Annotated in this window: 19 protein-coding genes and 1 rRNA gene (1 of these 20 running past the window's edge); 12 read left to right on the top strand and 8 right to left on the bottom strand. The window is 54.4% G+C overall.

What is annotated here, in order from left to right; translation table 11 throughout:
- The 5 genes from AAFJ72_RS01945 to AAFJ72_RS01965 all read left to right on the top strand — a co-directional run.
- A 23S ribosomal RNA gene (locus tag AAFJ72_RS01945) occupies positions 1-1,765 on the top strand (it extends 1,210 nt beyond the left edge of the window).
- 315 nt (positions 1,766-2,080) lie between these two features.
- Positions 2,081-2,755, top strand: coding sequence for a response regulator transcription factor (locus tag AAFJ72_RS01950; protein WP_432775867.1), 675 nt, complete (start codon positions 2,081-2,083; stop codon positions 2,753-2,755).
- Positions 2,755-4,044, top strand: coding sequence for a sensor histidine kinase (locus AAFJ72_RS01955; RefSeq protein ID WP_432775868.1), 1,290 nt, complete (start codon positions 2,755-2,757; stop codon positions 4,042-4,044). The genes AAFJ72_RS01950 and AAFJ72_RS01955 overlap by 1 nt, the downstream gene beginning before the upstream one ends.
- A gap of 141 nt (positions 4,045-4,185) precedes the next feature.
- Entirely contained in the window at positions 4,186-4,482 is a 297-nt protein-coding gene (locus AAFJ72_RS01960; protein ID WP_122903189.1) for a HesB/YadR/YfhF family protein, read from the top strand.
- A 97-nt stretch (positions 4,483-4,579) separates the two neighbouring features.
- The gene (locus tag AAFJ72_RS01965) at positions 4,580-5,488 is read left to right on the top strand and encodes a hypothetical protein (protein ID WP_432775869.1); all 909 of its coding nucleotides are present in this window, start codon (positions 4,580-4,582) and stop codon (positions 5,486-5,488) included.
- A gap of 75 nt (positions 5,489-5,563) precedes the next feature.
- Here AAFJ72_RS01965 and menC read toward each other — a convergent pair whose 3' ends face one another.
- The 4 genes from menC to AAFJ72_RS01985 all read right to left on the bottom strand — a co-directional run bounded on the left by menC (position 5,564) and on the right by AAFJ72_RS01985 (position 11,624).
- Entirely contained in the window at positions 5,564-6,712 is a 1,149-nt protein-coding gene (gene menC / locus AAFJ72_RS01970; RefSeq protein ID WP_432775870.1) for an o-succinylbenzoate synthase, read from the bottom strand.
- A 54-nt stretch (positions 6,713-6,766) separates the two neighbouring features.
- The gene (locus AAFJ72_RS01975; RefSeq protein WP_432775871.1) at positions 6,767-7,909 is read right to left on the bottom strand and encodes a M20 peptidase aminoacylase family protein; all 1,143 of its coding nucleotides are present in this window, start codon (positions 7,907-7,909) and stop codon (positions 6,767-6,769) included.
- 94 nt (positions 7,910-8,003) lie between these two features.
- Positions 8,004-9,422, bottom strand: coding sequence for a YfcC family protein (locus tag AAFJ72_RS01980; RefSeq protein ID WP_432775872.1), 1,419 nt, complete (start codon positions 9,420-9,422; stop codon positions 8,004-8,006).
- A gap of 180 nt (positions 9,423-9,602) precedes the next feature.
- On the bottom strand, positions 9,603-11,624 hold the full coding sequence (locus AAFJ72_RS01985; RefSeq protein WP_432775873.1) for a sigma-54 interaction domain-containing protein: 2,022 nt from the start codon (positions 11,622-11,624) through the stop codon (positions 9,603-9,605).
- A gap of 164 nt (positions 11,625-11,788) precedes the next feature.
- Between AAFJ72_RS01985 and AAFJ72_RS01990 the strand changes: the two genes are divergently transcribed.
- Positions 11,789-12,460 (top strand): LytTR family DNA-binding domain-containing protein, encoded by a 672-nt coding sequence (locus tag AAFJ72_RS01990; protein ID WP_432775874.1) that lies wholly within the window; start codon positions 11,789-11,791, stop codon positions 12,458-12,460.
- 152 nt (positions 12,461-12,612) lie between these two features.
- Positions 12,613-14,124, top strand: coding sequence for an acetyl-CoA hydrolase/transferase family protein (locus tag AAFJ72_RS01995; RefSeq protein ID WP_432777133.1), 1,512 nt, complete (start codon positions 12,613-12,615; stop codon positions 14,122-14,124).
- 89 nt (positions 14,125-14,213) lie between these two features.
- Here the strand turns inward: AAFJ72_RS01995 and AAFJ72_RS02000 are convergent, their stop codons facing one another.
- From AAFJ72_RS02000 to AAFJ72_RS02015, 4 genes are all read right to left on the bottom strand, one after another.
- Entirely contained in the window at positions 14,214-14,987 is a 774-nt protein-coding gene (locus AAFJ72_RS02000) for a pirin family protein (protein WP_432775875.1), read from the bottom strand.
- A 53-nt stretch (positions 14,988-15,040) separates the two neighbouring features.
- Positions 15,041-15,427, bottom strand: coding sequence for a DoxX family protein (locus tag AAFJ72_RS02005; RefSeq protein ID WP_122903198.1), 387 nt, complete (start codon positions 15,425-15,427; stop codon positions 15,041-15,043).
- A 76-nt stretch (positions 15,428-15,503) separates the two neighbouring features.
- Positions 15,504-16,130 (bottom strand): FMN-dependent NADH-azoreductase, encoded by a 627-nt coding sequence (locus tag AAFJ72_RS02010; protein WP_432775876.1) that lies wholly within the window; start codon positions 16,128-16,130, stop codon positions 15,504-15,506.
- A 125-nt stretch (positions 16,131-16,255) separates the two neighbouring features.
- Positions 16,256-16,690 carry a MarR family winged helix-turn-helix transcriptional regulator gene (locus tag AAFJ72_RS02015; protein ID WP_122903200.1) on the bottom strand — a complete coding sequence of 145 codons (435 nt, stop codon included), beginning with the start codon at positions 16,688-16,690 and terminating at the stop codon, positions 16,256-16,258.
- Between the two features lie 178 nt (positions 16,691-16,868).
- Here AAFJ72_RS02015 and AAFJ72_RS02020 point away from each other — a divergent pair, with 178 nt between their 5' ends.
- From AAFJ72_RS02020 to AAFJ72_RS02040, 5 genes are all read left to right on the top strand, one after another.
- Positions 16,869-17,969, top strand: coding sequence for a carbohydrate kinase (locus tag AAFJ72_RS02020; RefSeq protein WP_432775877.1), 1,101 nt, complete (start codon positions 16,869-16,871; stop codon positions 17,967-17,969).
- A 3-nt stretch (positions 17,970-17,972) separates the two neighbouring features.
- A complete protein-coding gene (locus AAFJ72_RS02025; protein ID WP_432775878.1) occupies positions 17,973-18,899 on the top strand; it encodes a pseudouridine-5'-phosphate glycosidase in 927 nt (308 codons plus the stop codon).
- Positions 18,900-19,102: 203 nt separating this feature from the next.
- Positions 19,103-21,520: a heavy metal translocating P-type ATPase gene (locus AAFJ72_RS02030; protein WP_432775879.1), complete on the top strand. Its 2,418-nt coding sequence runs from the start codon at positions 19,103-19,105 to the stop codon at positions 21,518-21,520.
- A 67-nt stretch (positions 21,521-21,587) separates the two neighbouring features.
- A complete protein-coding gene (locus AAFJ72_RS02035) occupies positions 21,588-21,791 on the top strand; it encodes a copper ion binding protein (RefSeq protein WP_122903204.1) in 204 nt (67 codons plus the stop codon).
- A 248-nt stretch (positions 21,792-22,039) separates the two neighbouring features.
- Complete coding sequence (locus tag AAFJ72_RS02040) at positions 22,040-22,999, top strand: sporulation protein (protein WP_432775880.1); 960 nt, start codon at positions 22,040-22,042, stop codon at positions 22,997-22,999.
- The last annotated feature ends 158 nt before the right edge of the window (positions 23,000-23,157 follow it).

The following is a 23,157-nucleotide window of genomic DNA, read 5'->3' on the forward strand; positions in this document are numbered from 1 at the left end:
CGCGGAAAATGTAACGGGGCTAAACGTATCACCGAAGCTATGGCAGTCCGTATGGACTGGGTAGGGGAGCGTTCCAAGCAGCGGTGAAGCCGTACTGGAAAGAGCGGTGGAGCGCTTGGAAGTGAGAATGCCGGTGTAAGTAGCGAAAAGACAAGTGAGAATCTTGTCCACCGAAAGCCTAAGGGTTCCTGGGGAAGGCTCGTCCTCCCAGGGTTAGTCGGGACCTAAGCTGAGGCCGAAAGGCGTAGGCGATGGACAACAGGTTGATATTCCTGTACCACCTCTGTTCCGCTTGAGCAATGGCGTGACGCAGGAGGATAGGGTGAGCGGCCTACTGGATGGCCGTCCAAGCAGTAAGCCTGGTGTGTAGGCAAATCCGCACACCACCAAGGGCAAGCTGTGATGGCGAGGGAAATTTCAGTACCGAAGTCCCTGATTTCACACTGCCAAGAAAAGCGTCTAGCGAGGAACAAGGTGCCCGTACCGCAAACCGACACAGGTAGGCGAGGAGAGAATCCTAAGGTGCGCGGGATAACTCTTGCTAAGGAACTCGGCAAAATGGCCCCGTAACTTCGGGAGAAGGGGCGCCCCGGTAGGGTTCATAGCCCGAGGGGGCCGCAGTGAAAAGGCCCAAGCGACTGTTTAGCAAAAACACAGGTCTCTGCGAAGCCGCAAGGCGAAGTATAGGGGCTGACGCCTGCCCGGTGCTGGAAGGTTAAGGGGATGAGTTAGCGCAAGCGAAGCTTTGAACCGAAGCCCCAGTAAACGGCGGCCGTAACTATAACGGTCCTAAGGTAGCGAAATTCCTTGTCGGGTAAGTTCCGACCCGCACGAAAGGCGTAACGACTTGGGCGCTGTCTCGGCAAGAGACCCGGTGAAATCATAATACCTGTGAAGATGCAGGTTACCCGCGACAAGACGGAAAGACCCCATGGAGCTTTACTGTAGCCTGGTATTGGAACTTTGTGCATCATGTACAGGATAGGTGGGAAGCTGAGAAGCAGGGGCGCCAGCCTCTGTGGAGCTGTCGGTGGGATACCACCCTTGATGTACGGAGTTTCTAACTCGTCGCCCTCATCGGGCGAGAGGACCATGCCAGGTGGGCAGTTTGACTGGGGCGGTCGCCTCCTAAAAGGTAACGGAGGCGCCCAAAGGTTCCCTCAGAATGGTCGGAAATCATTCGCAGAGTGTAAAGGCAGAAGGGAGCTTGACTGCGAGACCTACAAGTCGAGCAGGGACGAAAGTCGGGCTTAGTGATCCGGTGGTTCCGCATGGAAGGGCCATCGCTCAACGGATAAAAGCTACCCTGGGGATAACAGGCTTATCTCCCCCAAGAGTCCACATCGACGGGGAGGTTTGGCACCTCGATGTCGGCTCATCGCATCCTGGGGCTGAAGTAGGTCCCAAGGGTTGGGCTGTTCGCCCATTAAAGCGGTACGCGAGCTGGGTTCAGAACGTCGTGAGACAGTTCGGTCCCTATCTGTCGCGGGCGTAGGAAGTTTGAGGAGAGCTGTCCTTAGTACGAGAGGACCGGGATGGACGCACCGCTGGTGCACCAGTTGTCACGCCAGTGGCACAGCTGGGTAGCTATGTGCGGACGGGATAAGCGCTGAAAGCATCTAAGCGTGAAGCCCCCTCCAAGATGAGACTTCCCACAGCGTTAAGCTGGTAAGACCCCTCATAGACGATGAGGTTGATAGGTTCGGTGTGGAAGCGCGGCAACGCGTGGAGCTGACGAATACTAATCGGTCGAGGACTTATCCACACATTTCTTGGCAAGCATGCGTATTCAGTTTTGAGGGAATGAGAAGAAAAGCTGTATTCTCCATTACTTGCAAAAGTAATCGGGAATACAGCTTTTTTGCATAGATTAGACAGTAGCAAGGCAACGGAGCGACGCCCAGCTTTTTTCAATCAAATCCCATTCAAAAAAACGAATGCTCTAATGAAAGTGTCTGTCTATTTGCGGGCATTGTGAATCCGGTCGTTTATGCTATGCTGGATAAATAACGATTGATGCTGGAAAAGGGAAAGCATATAAACAGCAACAGCTAGCTGTTACAGATGAAAGGGGATATACATGCTGATTCTTGCAGTCGAAGACGAACAAGCCCTGTTACAGACGATTGCTGGCGTTTTGAGCGATGAAGGCTATCAAGTAGATACGGCTGATCGGGGAGATGATGGCTTGTTGCTGGCGCAGCGAGGCATCTATGATTTGCTTGTGCTCGACATCATGATGCCGGGCATGGATGGCCTGACTTTGGTAAAAACGCTTCGTGCCAAAGGAATGATGACCCCTGTTCTGTTCTTGACGGCAAAGGACAGCGTCAAGGCAAGAGTCGAGGGATTGGATGCAGGAGCGGATGATTATCTGGTCAAGCCTTTTGCAGCGGAAGAACTGACGGCGAGAGTGCGAGCCTTGCTGCGGCGCAACGGAAAGACCGGTATCGAAGGTGAAATGGCATACGGCCCTATTTCTTTAAAGGTAAACGAGTACGACGGCTTCGTGGATGACGAGCCAATGAAGCTGACATCAAAAGAATACGAGCTGCTCAAGTATTTTTTGCAAAATCGGGAGCAAATCCTGACGCGCCAGCAAATTTTTGACCGCGTATGGGGCATTGATTCAGAGGCGAATTACGGAGTAGTCGATCTGTATGTCCACTATTTGCGCAAAAAGCTGGGAGCTTACGAGAGCTACATTCGCACGATTCGCAACGTGGGCTACATTTTGAAAAAGGAAGAACGATAATGTTTCGAAAAACGCGGATTCGCCTGGTGACGTTGAATGTCATCGTGGTATTTCTGCTGCTCAATGCGCTGGGGAGTGCCGTTTACTACACGATGAAGTATCGGCTTTATTCGCAAGTAGACCGCGAGCTGGCGAAAGTGAGTCAGCGGCTTACAATAGATCCTTTGCCGCGATTGCACCGGATCAATGAGGATTCTTTGCCGTACAATCGCCTGGAGAGGAAAAAGTATATGGATCTCGATCGCAGGTATGCCCTGCTTGTCTGGGATAGCTTTGGCCGAGTGATCGGGACGGCGTTTGGCGAACGTTTGGAGCCGGAGGAACTGCCGAACTTTTTTCATATCGGCAAGCCGGACGGTGTCGAGACCGTGACAATCAAGGGACAAGAATATCGGGTACAGACGGTTACTGTGCCCAAAAAAGTCATCGTGGGCGATCATTTGCAAGTAGCCTACCAGTTTCAGCTGATTTACAATCTGGCACCCGAGCGGAACATGTTGAGCAGCTTGTTGTACGTCGTGGTGATTGGCGATGCAGTGAGCATTGTCATCGCCATCATCGCAGGATGGTTTTTGGCGAGACACGCCCTTATTCCGATCCAGGTTTCGTGGGAAAAGCAGCAACAATTTATCGCGGATGCCTCGCATGAGCTGCGTACACCGCTGACAGCGATCATGGTCAATCTGGAGCGGCTGTTCCGTCATCCAGATCATACCATTGAGCAGGAAAGCGAGAAAATCATGATCGGCATGCAAGAAGCAAAGCGGCTGAGCAAGCTGGTAGCGGATCTGTTGACGCTCGCCCGCAGCGACTCCAATGAGCTGCAAATCATGCGCAAAAAAATTCGTTTGGATGAAGTGGTACAAAAATGCACCCAAGTATTTTCCCAACTCGCCATCGTGAAGGAAATCAGCCTGGAGACAGCGATTGAGGAGCCGCTGGAGATCGTCGGAGACGAGGAGCGTCTGCATCAACTGATGGTCATTTTGCTGGACAACGCGCTCAAGTACACGAACAAAGGCGGCACAATCTTTGTCTCGTGCAAAAAAGAAGGGAACCGCGTCGCCATTCTGGTGAAGGACAGCGGCATCGGCATATCCAAAGAGAACATCCCGTTCCTGTTTGACCGTTTTTACCGGGTGGACAAAATGCGTTCGCGTGCGACGGAAGGAACGGGGCTTGGCTTATCCATCGCCAAGTGGATCGTGGACGCCCATCACGGCAAAATTACGGTAAGCAGCGAAGAAGGCAAAGGAACGAGTTTTTTGGTGACACTTCCATGGAAGTAACAGAGGACCGCTTTTCTGAAAAAAGGAAGGCGGTCTTTCCTTTCCGTTTTGCCGCACGGTTCGAGTGTGAATAATATACTTTTTTGCTTTACATATTTAGAAAGTAAGGTAAACTACAAGAGAAGAGAGGAGTGGCGAACAATGAAACTGACGGTAACGGCCCCAGCAGTAGCGTGGTTCAAGGAAGAATGGGGATGCAAAGAAGGAGACAGCATCCGCTTTTTTGTCCGCTATGGCGGCGTGAGCACAGTGCAGGATTCGTTTTCCATGGGGATCGCAAAAGAGCAGCCGAACGACATGGGGATTTCTACAGTCATAGACGGCATCACCTTTTACATGGAGCGGGATGAGCTGTGGTATATGAATGGACATGGACTGATTGTGGATTACCGTCCCGAGACAGATGAAGTGGATTTTAAACTGGATGATAAAGAATGACTCCCGACAGCAGGAGTCATTTTGTTTTTATACTTAACAAACTAAAATATTTAATATATAATGAATCTATAGCTAGCTGGAAAAAGGAGGATGGAGCATGCGGCTATTGGATTCGTATCTGGAGCCTGGTGTAGTGGGGATGGCGCGCGCTGCGCAGGCAGGGTGGTTCGGCGGGCATTACGGTGCGGCTTTGCTGGCAGGGTATTACATGGATCGCGAGCATGAGCTGCCCGAGCATGTAAAAGAAGGGATTGAGCGGAACTGCGAAGCTTTTCGACGTCTGAAGCCGGAATGGTTTGCGCCGCTTGGTCAAGAGGAACAGGCTGATCCGGCTTTGCTGCAGCAGGTCGTTGACGGGCTGGCGCAAAATGTGAAGCAACTGCGGACATCCGGGCACGGCCTGGCGTTGGGCGTGTTGGCGTTGAAGGCGCTCAGGGAGCGTCCTGATCTGATTCGTCCGAGCGTGGTCGCCGGATTGGTCGAAATGCTGAAAAAGACGACAGAAGACAGACCGACGCGCTATTGGGGCATCGACAGCTATTTTGCCGTCACAACTGCGGATGTGGCGGAGGAAGTGGCTCCGTACGACACAACCGAGGAGATGGCGCGAAGGACGTTTGCCGAGCTGCATACCGTCGTGCCGGGGCGAGTGATCGACGGGCAGCGCTACCACTTTGCAGGCGAGGTCGTCCACAGCGTGACGCACGCGCAAGCTTTGACGGACCTGGAGCGCTTCGGATACGGGGAGTTGGTGCAGGCAGGCATCGTGAACCACCGGATTCAGACTTACCTCAATCGGCAGATGCCGGAGTTTGTTTTGGCGGATGAGGTGAAGGAGCCTGCGTTTGTGTACATTTTTTCGCCTGCATACTGGGAAAAAACGTACAGCGACCCGCATGCGCTGAAGCTTCCTTATGCGGCGCTTGATCTGCTCGGAAGACTGCCTGCCGGGGAGCGGCCGGATGCCGAACGCAATCTGTGCAAGCTGTTGACGACGATGGAGTAGACAGACGAGCAGACGGGCGTTAAAAAAACAGGGAGGCTGCTGTAGCGCTCCCTGTTTTGCCTGTGGCTATGTGGCCTACCAGTTCGGAATGACGGTAGTGGTAGATTCTTGATTCGCAAAGTAGCTCTTGTGCTGAAGGAGTGCGCGGAGAATGGCGGCTTCATTGATTGTATAACCAATGCCGGCTCCGGTTGGAACGGCCAGTACGCCCGGCGAAACGAAATCGATCATCGGCGTCACTACATCCTCTGTAAAATAGCGGTGCGAAGGGGACGTGTCGCCCGGGATGGTGAAATTGGCCAGCGAAGCGATGGCGATGTTGTGCGCGCGGCCGATGCCGACTTCCTGCATGCCGCCGCACCAGACGGGAACGCCTTTTGCCGCGCACAGGTCATGGAGCTTCCTGGCATCGGTCAGGCCGCCGACACGCCCGATCTTGATGTTGATGATGCGGCAGCTTCCCAGTTCAATCGCTTTGCGCGCATCCTCCACCGTATGGATCGACTCGTCGAGGCAGATCGGCGTTTTCAGTTCTCTTTGCAATGTCGCATGGTCGATGATGTCGTCGTGCCCCAACGGCTGCTCGATCATAATCAGCCCGAAGTCGTCCAGTTGCTTCAGCATGTCGATGTCTGCCAGCGTATAGGCGGAGTTGGCATCGGCCATCAGCGGAACGTCCGGACCAAAGGTGTGCCGGATCGCCCGGATCGGCTCTACGTCAAAGCCCGGCTTGATCTTGACCTTGATTTTTTTGTAGCCGTCGCGGATAAAGCCGTCTACACGCGCCAGCAGCTTCTCGATTGTCGGCTCGATGCCGATGCTGACCCCGACATCAATCGTCTTGCGCGTGCCGCCGAGCGCTTGGGAGAGGGACAAGCCGTTCATTTTCGCATACAGATCCCAAACCGCACCTTCCAACGCCGATTTCGCCATCTGGTTGCGGCGCATCCAGGAAAAGATTTGCGATACTTCATCCGGGTGCTCGATTTCACGGGAAAAAAGCTGCGGAATCAAGTATTTCTCCAGCATGTACCAGACGGTATCGACATCTTCCTCGTTGTAAACGGGAACGTCCATCGCGACGCTCTCGCCGAAGCCGACGTGCGCTCCGCTGTAGGCGCGGACGAGAATACATTCCTTGTGCGTTTCCAGGCCCATGCTGGTGACAAAAGGGGCTGTCAGCGGGATTTTGATTCTTTGCAGATCAACGCGTTCAATTTTCATGATCTCTCTCCTTGGACATGGATTCATATGAGCGGCTGCTGCGCACAGACAAAGTTACTTGCCTGCGTGCCGCTCAAACGTGGCGAGTACAGTACGGGCCAAAATCTCGATGCCGGAAAGCAGCGCTTCTTTTTCAAAAGTCATTTGCGGATGATGCAGGCCGGGTGTCAGACCGCAACCCAACCCCAGCATCGTTGCGCGCAGGTGAGGGCGTTCCTTGGTGTAATAGTGAAAATCTTCCGCACCAGGTGTCTGAATCGGCGCTTCCAGACAGTCTTGACCGAGCGTCTGCACAATCGCTTCGGCCATGATTTGCCGGGCCTCTTCGTGAACCTCGGCGGCGTACACCCGCTCGGTGATGTCATAGGACAAGTCTACTTCGTACAACCGGGCGACATGCTGCAAAATGTGCTCCACTCGGGCAAACAGCGCGTCAATGACAAGATTCGTCTGGGCGCGCAAGTCCAGATGAAACTGGGCAGACCCGGGGATAATGTTGCTGCTTTTGCTGCCCGCAGACAACTGCGTCATTTTTACGGAATAAGGGACGAGCGGATCGAGATGAATCCCTTTGAGCTGCTCGACGATGGTTGCTGCAACCTCGATGGCATTGACGCCAAGGTGCGGACGTGCGCCGTGGGCATCGGCACCCTTGATTTGTCCGGAGATGGTGCCTGCCGCGCCGTGCATGATGGCGGGGGCAGCGGTGCCTAGGGGTATTTCCTGGACGGGGCGCAGGTGGACGCCGTACAAGTAGTCGATGTCGTCGACCACCTGTTTTTTCACCATAGCCAGAGCGCCGTTTCCGCTTTCCTCCGCCGGTTGAAAAATCAGCTTGAGCCGGCCGGGGAGCCGGATGTTTTGCGCCTGCAAGACCATGAGTACGCCCAGCACCATCGTCATATGGGCATCGTGTCCGCAGGAGTGGTTCGCCTGGAAGACGCCGTTTACCTCCTGCCAGAGTGCATCCATGTCTGCCCGCACGCCGACCGTTAGTCCTCCCGGTGTCAAATCTCCCCATTCCGCCACCACTCCGGTTACGTCGTCAAACGTCGTAACCCGGCAATGACGCTCCTGCAAAAAACGGGCGATATAAGCTGTCGTTTCTACTTCCTGCCAGCTAACCTCCGGATGCCGATGCAAGTGCTCGTACAGAGAAAAAATGGCGGGCTGCAATTGTTCGATAGTTGTGCGCATGGTTCCTCCATAGGTTTGCGACTGGGGCTGCGCCATAGCGGGATGCATACAGCGCAGCCAGCTTGTTTTGAAAAAATCCTGTGTCGTCTCAAGGCTAGGAAACGCCGATGGTTACAGCGACGATCAGGGCGATGGCGGCGATGACGGCCCAGCCGAGCAGCAGCTTCCAGATGAACTTGACCCATTTTTCATACGGAATGCCCGCAACGGCCAGATAGCCCATCAAGGCAGAAGAAGTCGGGATGATCGAATTTGTCACGGCATCCCCGTATTGGAAGGCCAGGACGGCAACCTGACGGGAAATGCCCAGCAGGTCAGCGATTGGCACCATGATCGGCATCGTTGTCGCCGCCTGACCGCTGCCAGACGAGATGAACAGGTTCAACACCGCTTGAATCAGGAACATGGCCAATACGTTAATGGCGTCCGGCAAATGGCCGATGGCGGAAGTGAGCGCGTAAATCATCGTGTCGATAATTTTTCCTTCTTCCAGCACGACGGTGATCGCCCGGGCAAAGCCGACGATCAGGGCGCCGAAGGTTACGGCTTTGGCCCCGGCGACAAAAGCGTCAAACAGCTTGTTTACATTCAGACCGCCGACGAGGCCGGCTAAAAGCCCCATGATGAAAAAGGAAGCCGTCAGCTCAGTCAGGAACCATTCGTATTTGAATACCCCGTAGACGTTGAAGGAAAGCCCACAGGCCAGGACCAGAAAGACCAGCTTGTGGCGTCCGTTGAGCTCGGGAATATCTACGGCTACTTGCTCTGTGTTTTCCTGCTGCTCAATGGCGTAAATGACGCTCTTGGTCGGGTCTGCCTTTACCCGATAGGCGTAGCGCATGACGTACCAGATCGCAAAGCCGAGAACAAAGACGTACACGATGGCGCGGAAGGTCAGCCCGGAGAAGAGCGGCAACTGCGCCAGAGACTGGGCGACCCCTACCGTGAACGGATTGAGCATGCCGCCCATAAAACCAGCCGCTGCCCCCATCGTAATCATGGCGGTACCTGTGACGGCGTCAAAGCCCATCGCGCGGGCGAGAGCAATGCCGATTGGCACGAAAATAATGCTTTCTTCCGCCATCCCCATCGAAAAGCCGCCGATGGAGAAGAGGAACATGGATGCGGGGATCAAAAGTTTTTCCCTGCCCTCCAAATAGCGGACACCTTTGTTGATGCCCGCCTCAATGGCCCCCGTCTGGCGGATGATTCCGAAGACGCCGCTGACGATGAAGATGTAAAAGATGATTTGCGAGCCTTTTTGCATCCCTTCAGGAATCGCCTTGAACATGTCGAAAAAGCCGACAGGACTGCTCTCGACAGCGTGATAGCTGCCGTTTACCACGATGGTTCGGCCCGAGGCGTCGTCCTTGATGCGTTCGAACTCGCCCGTAGGGAGCACGTAGGAAGCAAGCGCCGCCAAAATGATAATGATGAAGAGAATGGCATAAGTGTGCGGGACGGAAAAGCGTTTTTTGGCTGGCGCTGCCGGAGAAGAATGATTTGTAGCCATGAGATCACCTCGCTTTTTTTGCCCTTACTATAAGCAAGTGGCGTGCCAACTGTCGGAATTTCGCGAAAAAGGCGCTTTCGCTGGACGGAGGGTGGCAACGTCCAGACAAAAGCGCACTTTTTAGGAATGTTTATTAGGATTTATTCAACCTAATGCAGCCTAATATTCATTTTCCTTCGCCTATATTTTTCCATATCTTTTTAACATTTCGATGCCGTCGCGGGTGATCGAGGTCCCTTGACGGGTTGTGCCTGAGCGCACCAGTCCAAGCTGCTCAAGCTGTTTCAAACGCTTGCGGAGCGCGGTTTCCGTCCAGCCGTTTGCACGAAGGATGGGGGTGTTCGCCAACTGATAACGCCCGACCGGTTTATTGGTGAGGTAATATTGATACAATCCGAGCAAAATATCCAGATTCCGTTCATCCTCCAGCGGCACGGTCGCCGCCGAAGCTTGCTTTTGAAAAATTCGCTCTGTCAAACGCTTGGGCAGGTCGTAGATGCCGATGACCGGATGCTCGCTTACCGTAATGGCGTAGTCCACGACGTTTTTCAGCTCGCGAATGTTGCCGCGCCAGTCGTGGGCGAGCAACAGCTCCATGACTTCCGGCGACCAGCTTTTGCGAATGCCTTGCTGCTTCAGGTGATCGTCAATCAAAAGCGGAATGTCGCTCGTCCGCTCGCGCAGCGGCGGAATTTCGACGGGTAAAACCGCCAGGCGGTAAAACAAGTCTTCGCGAAACGTGCCATCCCGGACCGCATCTTCCAGATTGCGGTTCGTGGCTGCGATCACCCGGCAGTCTACGGACAAAATCCCTGTGCCGCCGACGCGGATCACCTGCTTTTCCTGCAGGACGCGCAGCAGCTTGACCTGGATCGCGGGGGAAATATCGCCAATCTCGTCGAGAAAAATCGTCCCGCCGTCCGCCTGCTCGAACAATCCGGGCTTGCCGCCTTTGCGCGCGCCTGTGAAGGCTCCGTCCTCGTAGCCGAACAGCTCGCTCTCCAGCAGGTTTTCCGGCAGGGAGGCGCAGTTGATGGCGACGAACGGGCCGTTTTTTCGCAGGGAATGCTGGTGAATCGCGTGGGCGAACAGTTCTTTGCCCGTGCCGTTTTCGCCTGTGAGCAGGATCGTCTGGTTGTTTTTCGCCATCTTCTTGCTAAGCTCGATGGCGTGCAGGAGCGGCTGGCTGTTCCCTTTTATGTCAGCAAACGTGTAAGTGGCAGTGTGACCGCGCAAGGCAAGCTGGGTGCGCAGGCGCTGGATTTCCGTCACATCCTTTAGCGTACAGACGAAGCCGAGATGCTCCTGGCTGCGGCGAATGCTGTGGCTGCTGACGATGAATTGCCGCTGGTCGATGGTGATGAGTGCGTCTTCCTGGTCCTCCTGTTCGAAAAAGGGTGCGAGCAGGCTGTGTTCTTTCAAAATGGTATAGGGCTTGCCGATCACCACCGATTCGTGCGGACAGAACAGCTCGACGGCGACATCGTTGATGAACGTGATGAGGCCGTCTTCGTTACAGGCAATGACCGGGTCCTTCACCGCCTGAAAGGTGGATTGCAGCTGGCTGTTGAGCTTTTGCACCTCGGCATAGGAGGTGCCGAGCATTTTGGCCAGCTCGGACATTTCCACGATGAAGGCGGAAAGGTATTGCCGCTCCCATTCAATCGGGACGCCCACTTTGCGCCCGGTATCGATCAGATCGTGGATGCTGACTTTGCGAAACCCAAGGTCGATGACTTCCACATGCGGGGGCAGCGGCACATCGGGTACGCTCATGATGATCGCGTAGCGAAAGTGCTCCTCGAACGTACTGCCTGGGTGAAAAGGGACGTAATGCAAGTGGTCGATCTTGACTTCCAGCAAGTTTTGGATGACCTCTTGCGCCGTGATCGGCGAGTTGTTCATGACAGGCACGGTCGTTCCGGGCGGAATTTGCATCAGCGCCTTGATTTTGCGCAATTCAAAAAAACGGTTCAGCACGGTAATCGGGACTGTTTCGGGGACGGCCTGACGGGCAATCGTGTACAACTCTGGCGCCCGCGTCGTAATGAAGACGTGAGACACGCCGGAGAGGTCAGGGATTGGGTCATGGCTGGCATAGCCGATCACCTTGCAATAAGGCTCAAAATACGCCCGCAGCTCCTTGAGCAAAAATGCGAGCGTGTCGGTTCCTTTTGCAATCAAGACAATGGTGTGGTCCATGGTGCACCGCCCTTTTCGAAAAACTGTTGATACCATGATAGCACAACAGCTGTCCGGCAACGGCTGGATTCCTTTGTCTGTGCAGGAAAGACAAGGACGGACCTGCCGGACGGGAAGTGTGGTTTAATAGAAGAGGGAAGAAAAAAGGAGCGGGAGGAATCAGCATGGAGAATAAAATTGTTCCGGAAGTGCTCCAGATGATTGGCCAAGCTGTGCCGGAAGAGGTATCGATTGCCATATCGGATGGCACGCAATACTTGTACTATCAGCCGAGCGCAAATATTGATCTGAAGATTGCGCCTGGCGATCAGGTGCCGATTGGCTCTGCCACGCACAAGGCGCTGGTGGAGAGAGGCAAGGTCGGGCACGAGGTGGAAAGACGCATTTTTGGCGTGCCGTACTACGGGTTGTCGCTGCCGCTGTTTCACGATGGAGAGGTCATGGGCTGTATTACCGCCATCTATCCTTTGCCAAGCGTGCCGCTTTCGAATCCGCAGCCACGGCTGTCTTTTTTGATTGGAAAAGGGGAAGATGGCTGGTTGCCGATCCCGCTGCACGAGATTGTCTACATCAGCTCGCATGAGGGCAAGACGCTTCTGCATTCGGCAAACGGATCGTATGCGAACAAGTACAGCATGTCCGAGCTGGAATGCATGCTTCCGCCCGAGCAGTTCGTGCGCTGCCACCGCTCTTATTTTGTCAATCTGGAGGCCATCGGCTTTATTCATCCGCACTTCCATTCGACATTCATGTTGGAGATGAAGGACAAGCAGAAGACGAGAGTCCCTGTGAGCCAGACGTATGCCAGCTCGTTTCGGCAGCTGCTCGGTTTTTAGCTTTTTGCAGGTGCTTTGCCAGCAAGAATCGTTCGCTGCCGTTTTTGCTGGCTGGTCTCCCTGATATGCTGGTTTGCTGAAAATCGAGTGTTCGCTCAGAATACATGTGCTAGTGTTAGGAGCAAGAAAAGATGGCATAGGGGGTCACAATGATGTGGGAGCGCTTACGCGATAAACGGATGGCAGATAAAATCGTGACAGCTGAGGAAGCGGCAAGTTGGATCGAGGATGGCATGACGATCGGGTTAAGTGGTTTCACTCGTGCAGGAGATGCCAAGGCTGTGCCGCTTGCATTGGTTGAGCGAGTCAAGAAAGCCAACAAGCCTTTTGGGGTGAATGTATATACAGGAGCTTCGCTCGGATCAGACGTGGACGCTGTGATGGCGGAGGCAGGCATTGTGAAAAAACGGCTGCCTTTTCAAGCGGACCCGGTCATGCGCAAAAAAATCAACGACGGCAGCATGGCGTTTGTGGACCAGCATTTGTCTCATACTGCCGAGCTGATTCGTCAGGGAGCAATGGACGCCATTGATTATGCGATTGTGGAAGCGGTTGCAATTACAGAGGACGGCATGATTATTCCCGCCACTTCTGTTGGCAACTCCAACATTTTTGTCGATTATGCGAAGCATGTCATCATTGAACTGAATCTCGCCCAAACCGCTGAGCTGGAGGGCATTCACGATATTTACACGCCAGCAGTCCAGGGGGAGCGCGAGCCGATTCCGCTCACGCGGGTAGACCAACGAATGGGCACAGCGGGCATTGTGGTCGATTTCGATAAAATCAAAGGAATTGTGCTGACGAGCCAACTGGATTCGCCATCGACGATTGTCGAGCCGGATGCGGAAACGGCTGAAATCGCTGCCCATCTGATTGCGTTTTTGCGCGAGGAGGTCAAGGCGGGACGGCTGCCGGAAAATCTCGCACCGCTGCAATCGGGAGTCGGGTCTGTCGCCAACGCCGTATTCAACGGTTTTCTCGATTCCGAGTTTACCGATCTGACTGTTTACTCGGAAGTGCTGCAGGACGCGGTCTTTGACCTGCTGGATGCGGGCAAAATCTCGTTTGCTTCCGGCTGTTCGATCACGCTGACGGCTGACAAAATGCAATACGTTACCGAAAATTTTGCCAAATACCGCGACAAGCTGTTGCTTCGTCCGCAGGAGATCACCAACCATCCGGAAATCATTCGCCGCCTGGGGCTGATCGCCATCAATACGGCGATTGAGGCAGACATCTACGGCAATGTCAACTCGACGAACGTCCTGGGCAGCAAGATGATGAACGGCATCGGCGGGTCTGGCGACTTTGCCCGCAATGCGCGCCTCAGCATTTTTGTAACCAAGTCGATTGCCAAAGGCGGAAAAGTCTCCAGTATCGTGCCGTTTGCCTCCCATGTCGATCATACAGAGCACGACGTCGACATCATCGTCACCGAGCAAGGGCTGGCTGATTTGCGTGGCCTGGCGCCGCGGGAGCGCGCCTTGAAAATCATCGAGAACTGCGCGCACCCGATGTACCGGGAGCAGTTGAAAGCGTACTACGAAGAAGCACTCACGCGCGGCGGGCACACTCCGCACGTACTGGAAAAGGCGTTTTCCTGGCATGTGCGCTATGCGCAGGAAGGAACGATGCTGGAGAAAAAGGCTGCGGTGGTATAAACCTGTAGGGAGCAGGACCATATCAAAAAAACAAACCCGCTCGGGCGTTGCTGCCTGGGCGGGTTTTGTACGGAAAAAGCGGGATAAGCTTACTTGCGGTACAGCGGATAGTCTACTTCCAGTGGAACCTGAATGAGTACGATCCGAAACGGCGCATCTGCCTGTGCCCGATAAGTGACGCTGGCCTCATCGTCAGCAGAGATTATGGCGAAATCACCTTTGCTTGCGACTGCCTGTGGCTCGTCAGCTTCATCTTGCCCGCCAATGCTTCCGCTTCCTTCCACGACGACGACAGCGTGGGCGTAGCCAGCCGGAAGCCGCATCGCGAAAGCTTTGCCTGCGGGAATCTCCATATCCTTCATGCGCGAATCGGTCACGAGCGAAATGGGAGCAGAGGGACCGATGATGCTTTTCACCTGCACACCGTCGACAGTCTCGCTCGGAAACTCCTCGTGGTCGTACTGGTTGTACGTCGGCGGGGTTTTCGTCGTTTTGGCGAGGTGCGGCTCAAACCAGATCTGGAACATCTCGGTGTCCTTGCTCAGCTCTTCGGCATGGTAGACGCCTGAACCAGTTTGCATGATCTGGACTCCGCCTGTAGTCACCTGCTGCAAATTGCCCAGCGTGTCCCGGTGGCCGACTGTCCCATTCAGAACGTAAGTCAAAATTTCAAAGCCGGAATGCGGGTGCAGGGGAATCTCAAAGGTCTTGAGCGACTTTGCCCACGCCCAGTAAAAGAGCGGTCCAACCCGTTTCACAGCGGAGTTTTCATGAGGGAAGCCGATCGGCTTGTTTTCGACAATCTCACCGTCGCCAAAGTGTCCTTTTGCCTGTTCGTTTTGTGTATAGACGCGAATTTCCATCTGTTGTATCCTCCCTTGGTGGAATGCTGGCTTACGGGCTTGCGAGCGATTGCTTAAAACAACACGTATGCGCCTGGGCCGATCAAAGCGACACCGATTGCGACCGCGATCAAGGTCAGGTTGTACTCATAGCCGTTTTGCGTGATCCAATATCCATTTTGACCGTGTACCTTCACAATCGCAACAAGCATGGTGAGGACGATGAGCAGAGCGCCGACCCATGTGCCGACACCAGCCGCAAACAGCAAGCCGCCAATGAGTTCAGCCAACCCGGCAAGCAGCGCCATGGCCACACCAGGTTTTACCCCGATGGACTCCAGCCAGCCGCCTGTGCCTTTCAGACCGTAACCGCCAAACCAGCCAAACAGCTTTTGCGCACCGTGACCTGCGAACGACAAGCCAACGACCAAACGAATAATGAGCAAACCAAGATCCATCATTTTTCATCTCTCCTTAATTGTTTTAAATTCTAGTATTTTGAATTTGAGATATTAGGACAAGAAAGGCTGGCGGGCCTTAGAAGGTTTCCGCCAGTTTTGCTGCTTTTTCTACGCCTGCTGCTACGATTTCTTCTGCTTTGTCAGGGAATTGGTTGTGACCTTCCACGATCACTTCAGTAATGTTGCTGATTCCCCAGAAGCCAAGCAGCGTGCGAACGTAGCGGTTCGCCAGTTCGATTTCTGCCATCGGGCCTTCGGAGTAGACGCCGCCGCGTGCGCTCAGGAGAGCCACTTTTTTGTCGCCCATCAGACCTACAGGGCCTTCAGCGGTGTATTTGAATGTTTTGCCGGCTTGCGACAGGTAGTCCATGTACGTGTGCAGTACGGCTGGAACGGTGAAGTTCCACATTGGGAACGCGATCATCACTTTATCCGCCTCAGCGAACTGGTTCAAATATTTGTTGACCAGTTCTGCGCCTTTTTGCTCTTCGCTCGTCAGCTCCATGCCGTGTCCAGCTTTGAACATGGCGGTGAGCAGATCGTTACCGTAGTAAGGAAGGTTTTCAGCGAACAGGTCCAGCTCGGCGATTTCGTCGTTTGGATGACTTTTTTTATACGATTGGACGAAAGCATCGTACAGCTTTACACTCACAGCCTGCTCAGCAGGGCGATCGTTGGCTTTAATGAAAAGTACTTTACTCATGAGAGAAGTATTCCCCTTTCTTTTTGTAAGCATCTAACCTTTAATGCGTAAATCTTGATTTTAAGATTATTATGCGCCAAACGTTTTGTCAACACTTTTTTTGCACCTGGTGGGTGCTGCTCAGTCTAATACGTTTCCTGAGCAGCACGTCCCAACTTTTTTAACAACCCGATGGCTTGCTGCTGTTCTTCCTCTGTGAGTCCTGCGACCGCTTTTTCAATCGCCTGCTGATGAGAAGGGAAGATTTCTGCCAAAAAAGCGTGTCCTTTCTCCGTCAGCTCGGCGTAAATGACACGACGGTCCTTGGGACAGGGCTTGCGAATCAGCAGTTGCTTCTTTTCCAGCTTGTCCACAACGTACGTAATATTCCCGCTGGAGATCAGGATTTTTTCGCCGATTTGCTGCAAAGGCTGCGCGCCTTTATGATAGAGCACTTCCAGGACGCCGAACTCTGTAGGATTCAATCCGTGCTGGCGGATGTGACGATTGGCATGGGCCGTTACCCAGTTATACGATCTCGACAGGACGACAAACAGGTCGAGGGCATTGTTTCGCTCCATGAAAAGCCCTCCTTTCCATCGATGTTTTAATATCTTGAATTTAAGATAATCCTACATGATACGGTTATCCTTTGTCAAATGACGAAAAATCATCCCTCTTTCAAAACAAATGTTTTTGTGGTAGACTTTTGTTTGTAGACGAAGCTGTGAATGCGAATGATAAGAAAGGAGGATGACCGTGGAAAAAGACAGGTTGATCCTGCACTATATCCGGCAAAATCCGTTCATCTCCCAGCAGGAGCTGGCCGACTTGATCGGAATCTCGCGTTCGGCTGTAGCCGGGTACATCGCCCAACTGACCAGGCGCGGCGAGATCAAAGGCAGGGCGTATATCTTGCGCGACGAAGGCATGATTGCCTGCATCGGCGGAGCGAACCTCGACCGGAAAGCGCGCAGCAAACAAGCGGTGCGGCTGAACTCTTCCAATCCGGTTACGATCATGGAGTCGTGCGGCGGGGTGGCCCGCAATATTGCGGAGAATCTCGGCAGGCTCGGCTGCAATACGGCACTTTTCACCAGTGTCGGTGAGGACAAGGAAGGCGAATGGATTTTGCAGGAGACGAAAAAGCACGGCGTAGACATCAGCCAGGTGTGGCGTCTGCCGATGCAGCGCACAGGGACGTACACCGCGCTGCTCGATATAGATGGGGAAATGGTCGTATCGTTAGCCAATATGGATATTTACGATGCGCTCACGCCGGAAATGTTCGCGGAAAAATGGTCCCATCTTGCCGCAGCCTACGCGATTTTTGTTGATACGAACATACCGGAGGATTGCTTGGCCTACATTATCGGCCGATGCCGGGAGGAGAACATTCGCCTTTTTGTTGACCCGGTCTCTTCTGCAAAAGCGAAAAAGCTCCCGCAGCAATTGGACGGAGTAGAAGCGATCCTGCCCAATCGGGAAGAGGCGGAGCTTTTGGCTGGCATGGCGATCCAGTCGATGGAGGATTGCGCCGAGGCGTGCCGCAAAATCAGGGAGCGCGGCGTGAAGCACGTCATCGTGACCATGGGCGAAGCGGGCATTTACTATCAGTCGGAGGATGTATCGGAACACCTGGCACCATACCCGACCGAAGTGGTCGATGTGACAGGGGCGGGCGATGCGTTTGCATCCGGCCTGCTGTATGGAATCGTGAACGGGGAGTCGTTTCAGACTGCTTGCCGTCTCGGCCTTGCTGCCTCGGCCCTGACCCTGCAAACGGAGCAATCCGTTTCCCCCTTATTAAAACCGGAACAACTGCAACTGACGGTTGCACAATACGAAAAGGAGCGATAAGTGATGAAACAATACTTGACCTTTACGGAGGAAGTACGCCACGCCCTGGAGAATCATTTGCCGATCGTTGCCCTGGAGACGACGATTATCTCCCACGGCATGCCGTATCCGCAAAACATCGAGATGGCCAAAGAAGTCGAGCAAATCATCCGCGACAACGGTGCAGTGCCTGCGACCATCGGGATCATGAACGGCAAAATCAAGATCGGCTTGAGCGAGAGCGAGCTGGAAGAGTTTGCGACCAACAAGTCGGTAGAAAAAGTGAGCCGCCGCGACTTCCCATACATTTTGGCTAGCGGAAAAATCGGTGCGACGACGGTTGCAGCTACGATGATCGCAGCAAACCTGGCGGGCATCCGCGTGTTTGCGACTGGCGGCATCGGCGGGGTACACCGGGAAGGCGAAATCACCTGGGACGTATCCGCAGACCTGACAGAGCTGGCAAAAACGAACGTCGCGGTTGTGTGCGCGGGGGCGAAATCGATCCTCGACATCGGACGCACGCTGGAATACCTGGAGACACAAGGGGTTCCGGTTGTCGGCTACCGCACTTCCGAGTTCCCGTCCTTCTTCGCCCGCGAAAGCGGCTTTGGCGTAGACTTCCGTCTGGATACGCCGGAAGAAGTCGGCACGCTGATGAACACCAAGTGGAATCTGGGACTGAACGGCGGCCTGATTATCGCCAACCCTGTGCCGGAAGCGGATGCGCTTGACCACAAGCAGATTGAGGGGGTCATTCAGCAAGCGCTCAGCGAAGCGAAGGAAAACAACATTACAGGGAAAAACGTAACGCCATTCTTGCTCGACAAAGTGAAGCAACTGACAGCAGGCAAAAGTTTGCAGACGAACATCGCGCTGGTGCGCCACAATGCGGAAGTAGCGGCAAAGGTGGCAGCAGCGTACCAGCAAGTAGTGAACGAAGGAAAATAAGCTTTGAACAGACAACCCTCGGTGGTATCCATCGGGGGTTTTTACGTTGTTTTTTTGGGGAACAATCGAGGTGCGGGAAAAATTTTTGCAAAACCGCTTGATATACCCTATGGGGGTATTGTATATTGGAGATGTGATAAAAAGGGACTACAGGGAAACAATACGATAAAATATACCCCATATGGGTATCTGGAGGAATTGGTATGAATACCAAAACGGCAGAAGCTACCGTGCCGATTTCCGGGATGACGTGTGCGGCCTGCGCGCTCCGTATTGAAAAAGGCTTGAAAAAGCTCGATGGTGTTGAGACCGCCAATGTGAATCTGGCCTTGGAAAAATCGACGGTCGTCTTCGATCCGGGGAAAACGAGTCTCGACGATATTCGCTCGAAAATTGAAGCGCTTGGCTATGGTGTCCCCGCAGACAAGGTGGAACTGAACATCACGGGCATGACGTGTGCAGCCTGCTCGACTCGCATCGAGAAAGGCCTGAACAAAATGCCCGGCGTCCTGAAGGCGAATGTAAATCTCGCCATGGAAACGGCCACGGTCGAATACGATGCTTCACAGGTGAGTGTGGCGGATCTGGTTCGTCAGGTGGAAAAGCTTGGGTACCAGGCGGCGCGCAAGGAAGAAGGCAAGGAAGAGGAGCAGGTTGATCGCCGGATGGCAGAGATCAGGCGGCAGACGCAAAAGTTCCTGATCTCGCTGATCTTGTCACTGCCGCTGCTCTGGGCGATGGTCAGCCACTTTTCCTTCACCTCGTTTATCTGGTTGCCGGACGCTTTGATGAATCCGTGGGTGCAGCTCGCTCTGGCGACACCTGTGCAGTTCATCATCGGGGCGCAGTTTTACGTCGGGGCGTACAAAGCGCTGCGCAACAAAAGTGCCAACATGGATGTGCTTGTTGCGCTGGGGACTTCGGCTGCCTACTTTTACAGCCTGTACGTGGCGATTTCCTCCATCGGTTCCGGTGCGCATATGCTGGAACTGTATTTTGAAACAAGCGCGGTGCTGATTACGCTGATCTTGCTGGGCAAGCTGTTCGAGGCGAAGGCAAAGGGACGTTCCTCGGAAGCGATCCGCAAGCTGATGGGCCTGCAAGCCAAAACGGCTGTCGTCGTCCGCGATGGCGTGGAAATGACGATCCCCGTCGAGGAAGTACAGCCCGGAGACGTCGTGCATGTAAAGCCCGGCGAAAAAGTGCCTGTCGACGGCATTGTGCTGGAAGGCCAGTCGGCTGTGGATGAGTCGATGCTGACGGGAGAAAGCATCCCGGTAGACAAAACGGCGGGCGATACGGTGATCGGGGCGACCTTGAACAAAAACGGCTTCCTGAAAGTTACCGCGACCAAAGTCGGCAAAGAAACGGCTCTCGCGCAAATTATCAAGGTTGTGGAAGAGGCGCAAGGGACAAAGGCGCCGATTCAACGGCTGGCCGACAGCATTTCCGGAATCTTCGTTCCCATCGTCGTCGGGGTGGCCGTTGTGACTTTTCTCATCTGGTATTTCGCTGTCATGCCCGGCAACTTCGCCGAAGCGCTGGAAAAGGCTATTGCCGTACTGGTGATCGCTTGCCCGTGTGCGCTTGGCCTGGCTACCCCAACCTCGATCATGGCTGGCTCCGGACGCGCGGCTGAGCTGGGTATCCTGTTCAAGGGCGGAGAGCATCTGGAAACGGCGCACCATCTGGACACGATTGTCCTCGACAAGACGGGGACCGTCACCAAAGGGGAGCCTGAGCTGACAGATGTCATCCCCGTTGATTTTGCCGAACGCGAATTGCTCGCACTGGTGGGGGCTGCGGAGAAAAACTCCGAGCATCCGCTGGCCCAGGCGATTGTTCGCGGGATTGCAGAAAAAGGCGTGGTGCTTTCCGAACCCAGCTCGTTTGAAGCGATCCCCGGCTTTGGCATTCGGGCCACCGTTGCGGGCAAGGACGTGCTGGTCGGCACCCGCCGTCTGCTGGAGCAGCAGCACGTATCATATCAGGCGGTAGCAGATGTCATGCTCTCGCTGGAACAGGCGGGAAAAACAGCGATGCTTGCTGCCGTAGACGGCAAGCTGGTCGGGCTGATCGCCGTGGCCGATACGATCAAGCCGACCTCGAAGCAAGCGGTTGAGCGGCTGAAAGCAATGGGGCTGACCGTCATCATGATGACGGGCGACAACCGCCAAACTGCGGAAGCCATCGCCCGCGAGGCAGGAATCGGGCACGTCATCGCCGAAGTCCTGCCCGAAGGCAAGGCCACCGAAGTGAAAAAGCTGCAAGCCCAAGGCAAAAAGGTCGCCATGGTCGGCGACGGAATCAACGATGCCCCGGCGCTTGCTACGGCTGACATCGGCATGGCAATCGGAACCGGGACAGATGTGGCGATGGAAGCGGCAGATATTACGCTGATGCGCGGTGAGCTGACCAGTGTCGCCGATGCCATCGAAATGAGCAAGCGCACCATTCGCAACATCAAGCAAAACCTGTTCTGGGCTTTCGCCTACAACACATTGGGCATCCCGTTTGCCGCCCTGGGCTTCCTCGCCCCATGGCTCGCCGGAGCGGCAATGGCGTTCAGCTCCGTCTCCGTCGTGCTCAACGCCCTGCGACTGCAGCGCGTAAAGCTGTAATGCAAAACGGTAACAGGCGGCTTCGGCCGCATCCCTATACACTTAAAACCATAAGGAGAGATTGAGAATGAAAAACGTAACATTGAATGTAGAAGGCATGTCTTGCAACCATTGCGTGAACACCGTGGAAAAAACGTTGAAGGAGCTTGGCGCAGAGGGCAAAGTCAACCTCGCCGCCAAAACAGTCGAGGTTTCCTACAACGAAAGCACCCTGACGCTGGAAGCGATCAAGGAAGCGATTGAAGAGCAAGGATACGACGTGGTTGAATAGCTGTCAGTACGTCAAGCCCCTGTCTGGACGGTGAGTTCGGGCGGGGGCGTTTTGCATGTGTATCCCGTTACGAGCCAAGCGGTTTTTCCATTCTGTGTTCAGGAGGTACATCTGGTTCGGAATACGAACCATGAGCAGGCGGTCAGATCGGTGCATTTGTTCGCTCGCGGATTAGCCCCTCGCATGACAGGCGTTTTTTCTGCTACACTAAAAACATAAGGTATTGCTTATATGTGGAGGAGAAGCCGATGTTCAAAAAGCTGATGGCAAAATTCGGGGTAGGAGCGGCAACGGTTGATCTCAAGCTGGACGCCCCTGGCTACCGACTGGGAGAGACGATGACGGGTGTCGTGCGGATCGAGGGCGGCAATGTGGAGCAGCGCATTTCCGAGCTGAGCGCTGTCCTGCTGATGAGAGTGAATCTGCGCGGGCAGGAAGTAACCAGGCAGGTGCAGGTTTATCCGATCAGCCGCAACTTTACGGTACAGCCAAAGCCGTTCGTGCAGGAGATTCCGTTTTCGTTTGAGATGCCGCCTGAACTGGCTGTGTCGACGCCAGCGGTCCAGTACGCGCTGCAAACCAGACTTGATGTGGAAATGGCACTCGACCCGACCGATTTTGACCGCGTCGAGGTTTTGCCGCCGGAGCCAGTGGAGCGCGTACTCCGTGCGTTTGACCGCCTGAACCTGCGCCAGAAGCCGGATTCCGGCAAGCTGACACCATACGGGCAAGAGTTCTCCTTTTTCCCGGCAGCCAACCTGGGCATTCCGCTCAATGAGCTGGAAGTGGTCTTTTTTACCGCGCCAGACGAGCTGCGCATGCTGGTAGAGCTGGATTTGGCTACAGGCTTTATGCGCCGCGAGAAGGAATACAAGGCCGAGATCGTGGTTCCGCAGCCATTGCTCGCAGACGGACAAGAGGAAGAACTGTCCCGTTATCTGCTGGAGAAAATTCGCGAGTTTGCAAACAACCCGCAAGCGATTCCGTACGTGTCGCTCGCTTCCTACCGCCAGGGGCATTACGGTCATCACGGCCACCACGGCAGCGGCATGGGCGGCATGATCGGGGGCGTGGCAGCCGGGCTGCTGGGTGGCATGCTGCTTGGCGAGATGATGTCGTCCGTTGAGGAAATGGCCTTCGATGATGGCGGAGAGGGCGATGAGACAGATTTTGACTTCGACTTCGACTTTGGCGGATTTGACGATTAACTGGAAAAGGCACTCTTCATATGCATACAGGAAAGAAAGCCATTGCTTGCTGGACGACGGCAGGCGGTGGCTTTTTTGCAGCAATCCGGCGAAAGCGGGCGTCATCTCCCGGGTCGCCCGTCCACTCGCGGACTTTTCGCAAAACGCGGAGCGCTTCG

Source organism: Brevibacillus gelatini (assembly GCF_050920745.1).
Lineage (GTDB): Bacteria > Bacillota > Bacilli > Brevibacillales > Brevibacillaceae > Brevibacillus > Brevibacillus gelatini.

Coding starts and splice junctions, on each gene's coding strand:
- AAFJ72_RS02025 (WP_432775878.1), top strand. CDS start 17,973: ATGAAACAATACTTGACCTTTACGGAGGAAGTACGCCACGCCCTGGAG.
- AAFJ72_RS01975 (WP_432775871.1), bottom strand. CDS start 7,909: ATGCGCACAACTATCGAACAATTGCAGCCCGCCATTTTTTCTCTGTAC.
- AAFJ72_RS01950 (WP_432775867.1), top strand. CDS start 2,081: ATGCTGATTCTTGCAGTCGAAGACGAACAAGCCCTGTTACAGACGATT.
- menC (WP_432775870.1), bottom strand. CDS start 6,712: ATGAAAATTGAACGCGTTGATCTGCAAAGAATCAAAATCCCGCTGACA.
- AAFJ72_RS02040 (WP_432775880.1), top strand. CDS start 22,040: ATGTTCAAAAAGCTGATGGCAAAATTCGGGGTAGGAGCGGCAACGGTT.
- AAFJ72_RS01980 (WP_432775872.1), bottom strand. CDS start 9,422: ATGGCTACAAATCATTCTTCTCCGGCAGCGCCAGCCAAAAAACGCTTT.
- AAFJ72_RS02030 (WP_432775879.1), top strand. CDS start 19,103: ATGAATACCAAAACGGCAGAAGCTACCGTGCCGATTTCCGGGATGACG.
- AAFJ72_RS01955 (WP_432775868.1), top strand. CDS start 2,755: ATGTTTCGAAAAACGCGGATTCGCCTGGTGACGTTGAATGTCATCGTG.
- AAFJ72_RS01985 (WP_432775873.1), bottom strand. CDS start 11,624: ATGGACCACACCATTGTCTTGATTGCAAAAGGAACCGACACGCTCGCA.
- AAFJ72_RS01995 (WP_432777133.1), top strand. CDS start 12,613: ATGTGGGAGCGCTTACGCGATAAACGGATGGCAGATAAAATCGTGACA.
- AAFJ72_RS01960 (WP_122903189.1), top strand. CDS start 4,186: ATGAAACTGACGGTAACGGCCCCAGCAGTAGCGTGGTTCAAGGAAGAA.
- AAFJ72_RS02015 (WP_122903200.1), bottom strand. CDS start 16,690: ATGGAGCGAAACAATGCCCTCGACCTGTTTGTCGTCCTGTCGAGATCG.
- AAFJ72_RS02010 (WP_432775876.1), bottom strand. CDS start 16,130: ATGAGTAAAGTACTTTTCATTAAAGCCAACGATCGCCCTGCTGAGCAG.
- AAFJ72_RS02005 (WP_122903198.1), bottom strand. CDS start 15,427: ATGATGGATCTTGGTTTGCTCATTATTCGTTTGGTCGTTGGCTTGTCG.
- AAFJ72_RS01990 (WP_432775874.1), top strand. CDS start 11,789: ATGGAGAATAAAATTGTTCCGGAAGTGCTCCAGATGATTGGCCAAGCT.
- AAFJ72_RS02035 (WP_122903204.1), top strand. CDS start 21,588: ATGAAAAACGTAACATTGAATGTAGAAGGCATGTCTTGCAACCATTGC.
- AAFJ72_RS01965 (WP_432775869.1), top strand. CDS start 4,580: ATGCGGCTATTGGATTCGTATCTGGAGCCTGGTGTAGTGGGGATGGCG.
- AAFJ72_RS02000 (WP_432775875.1), bottom strand. CDS start 14,987: ATGGAAATTCGCGTCTATACACAAAACGAACAGGCAAAAGGACACTTT.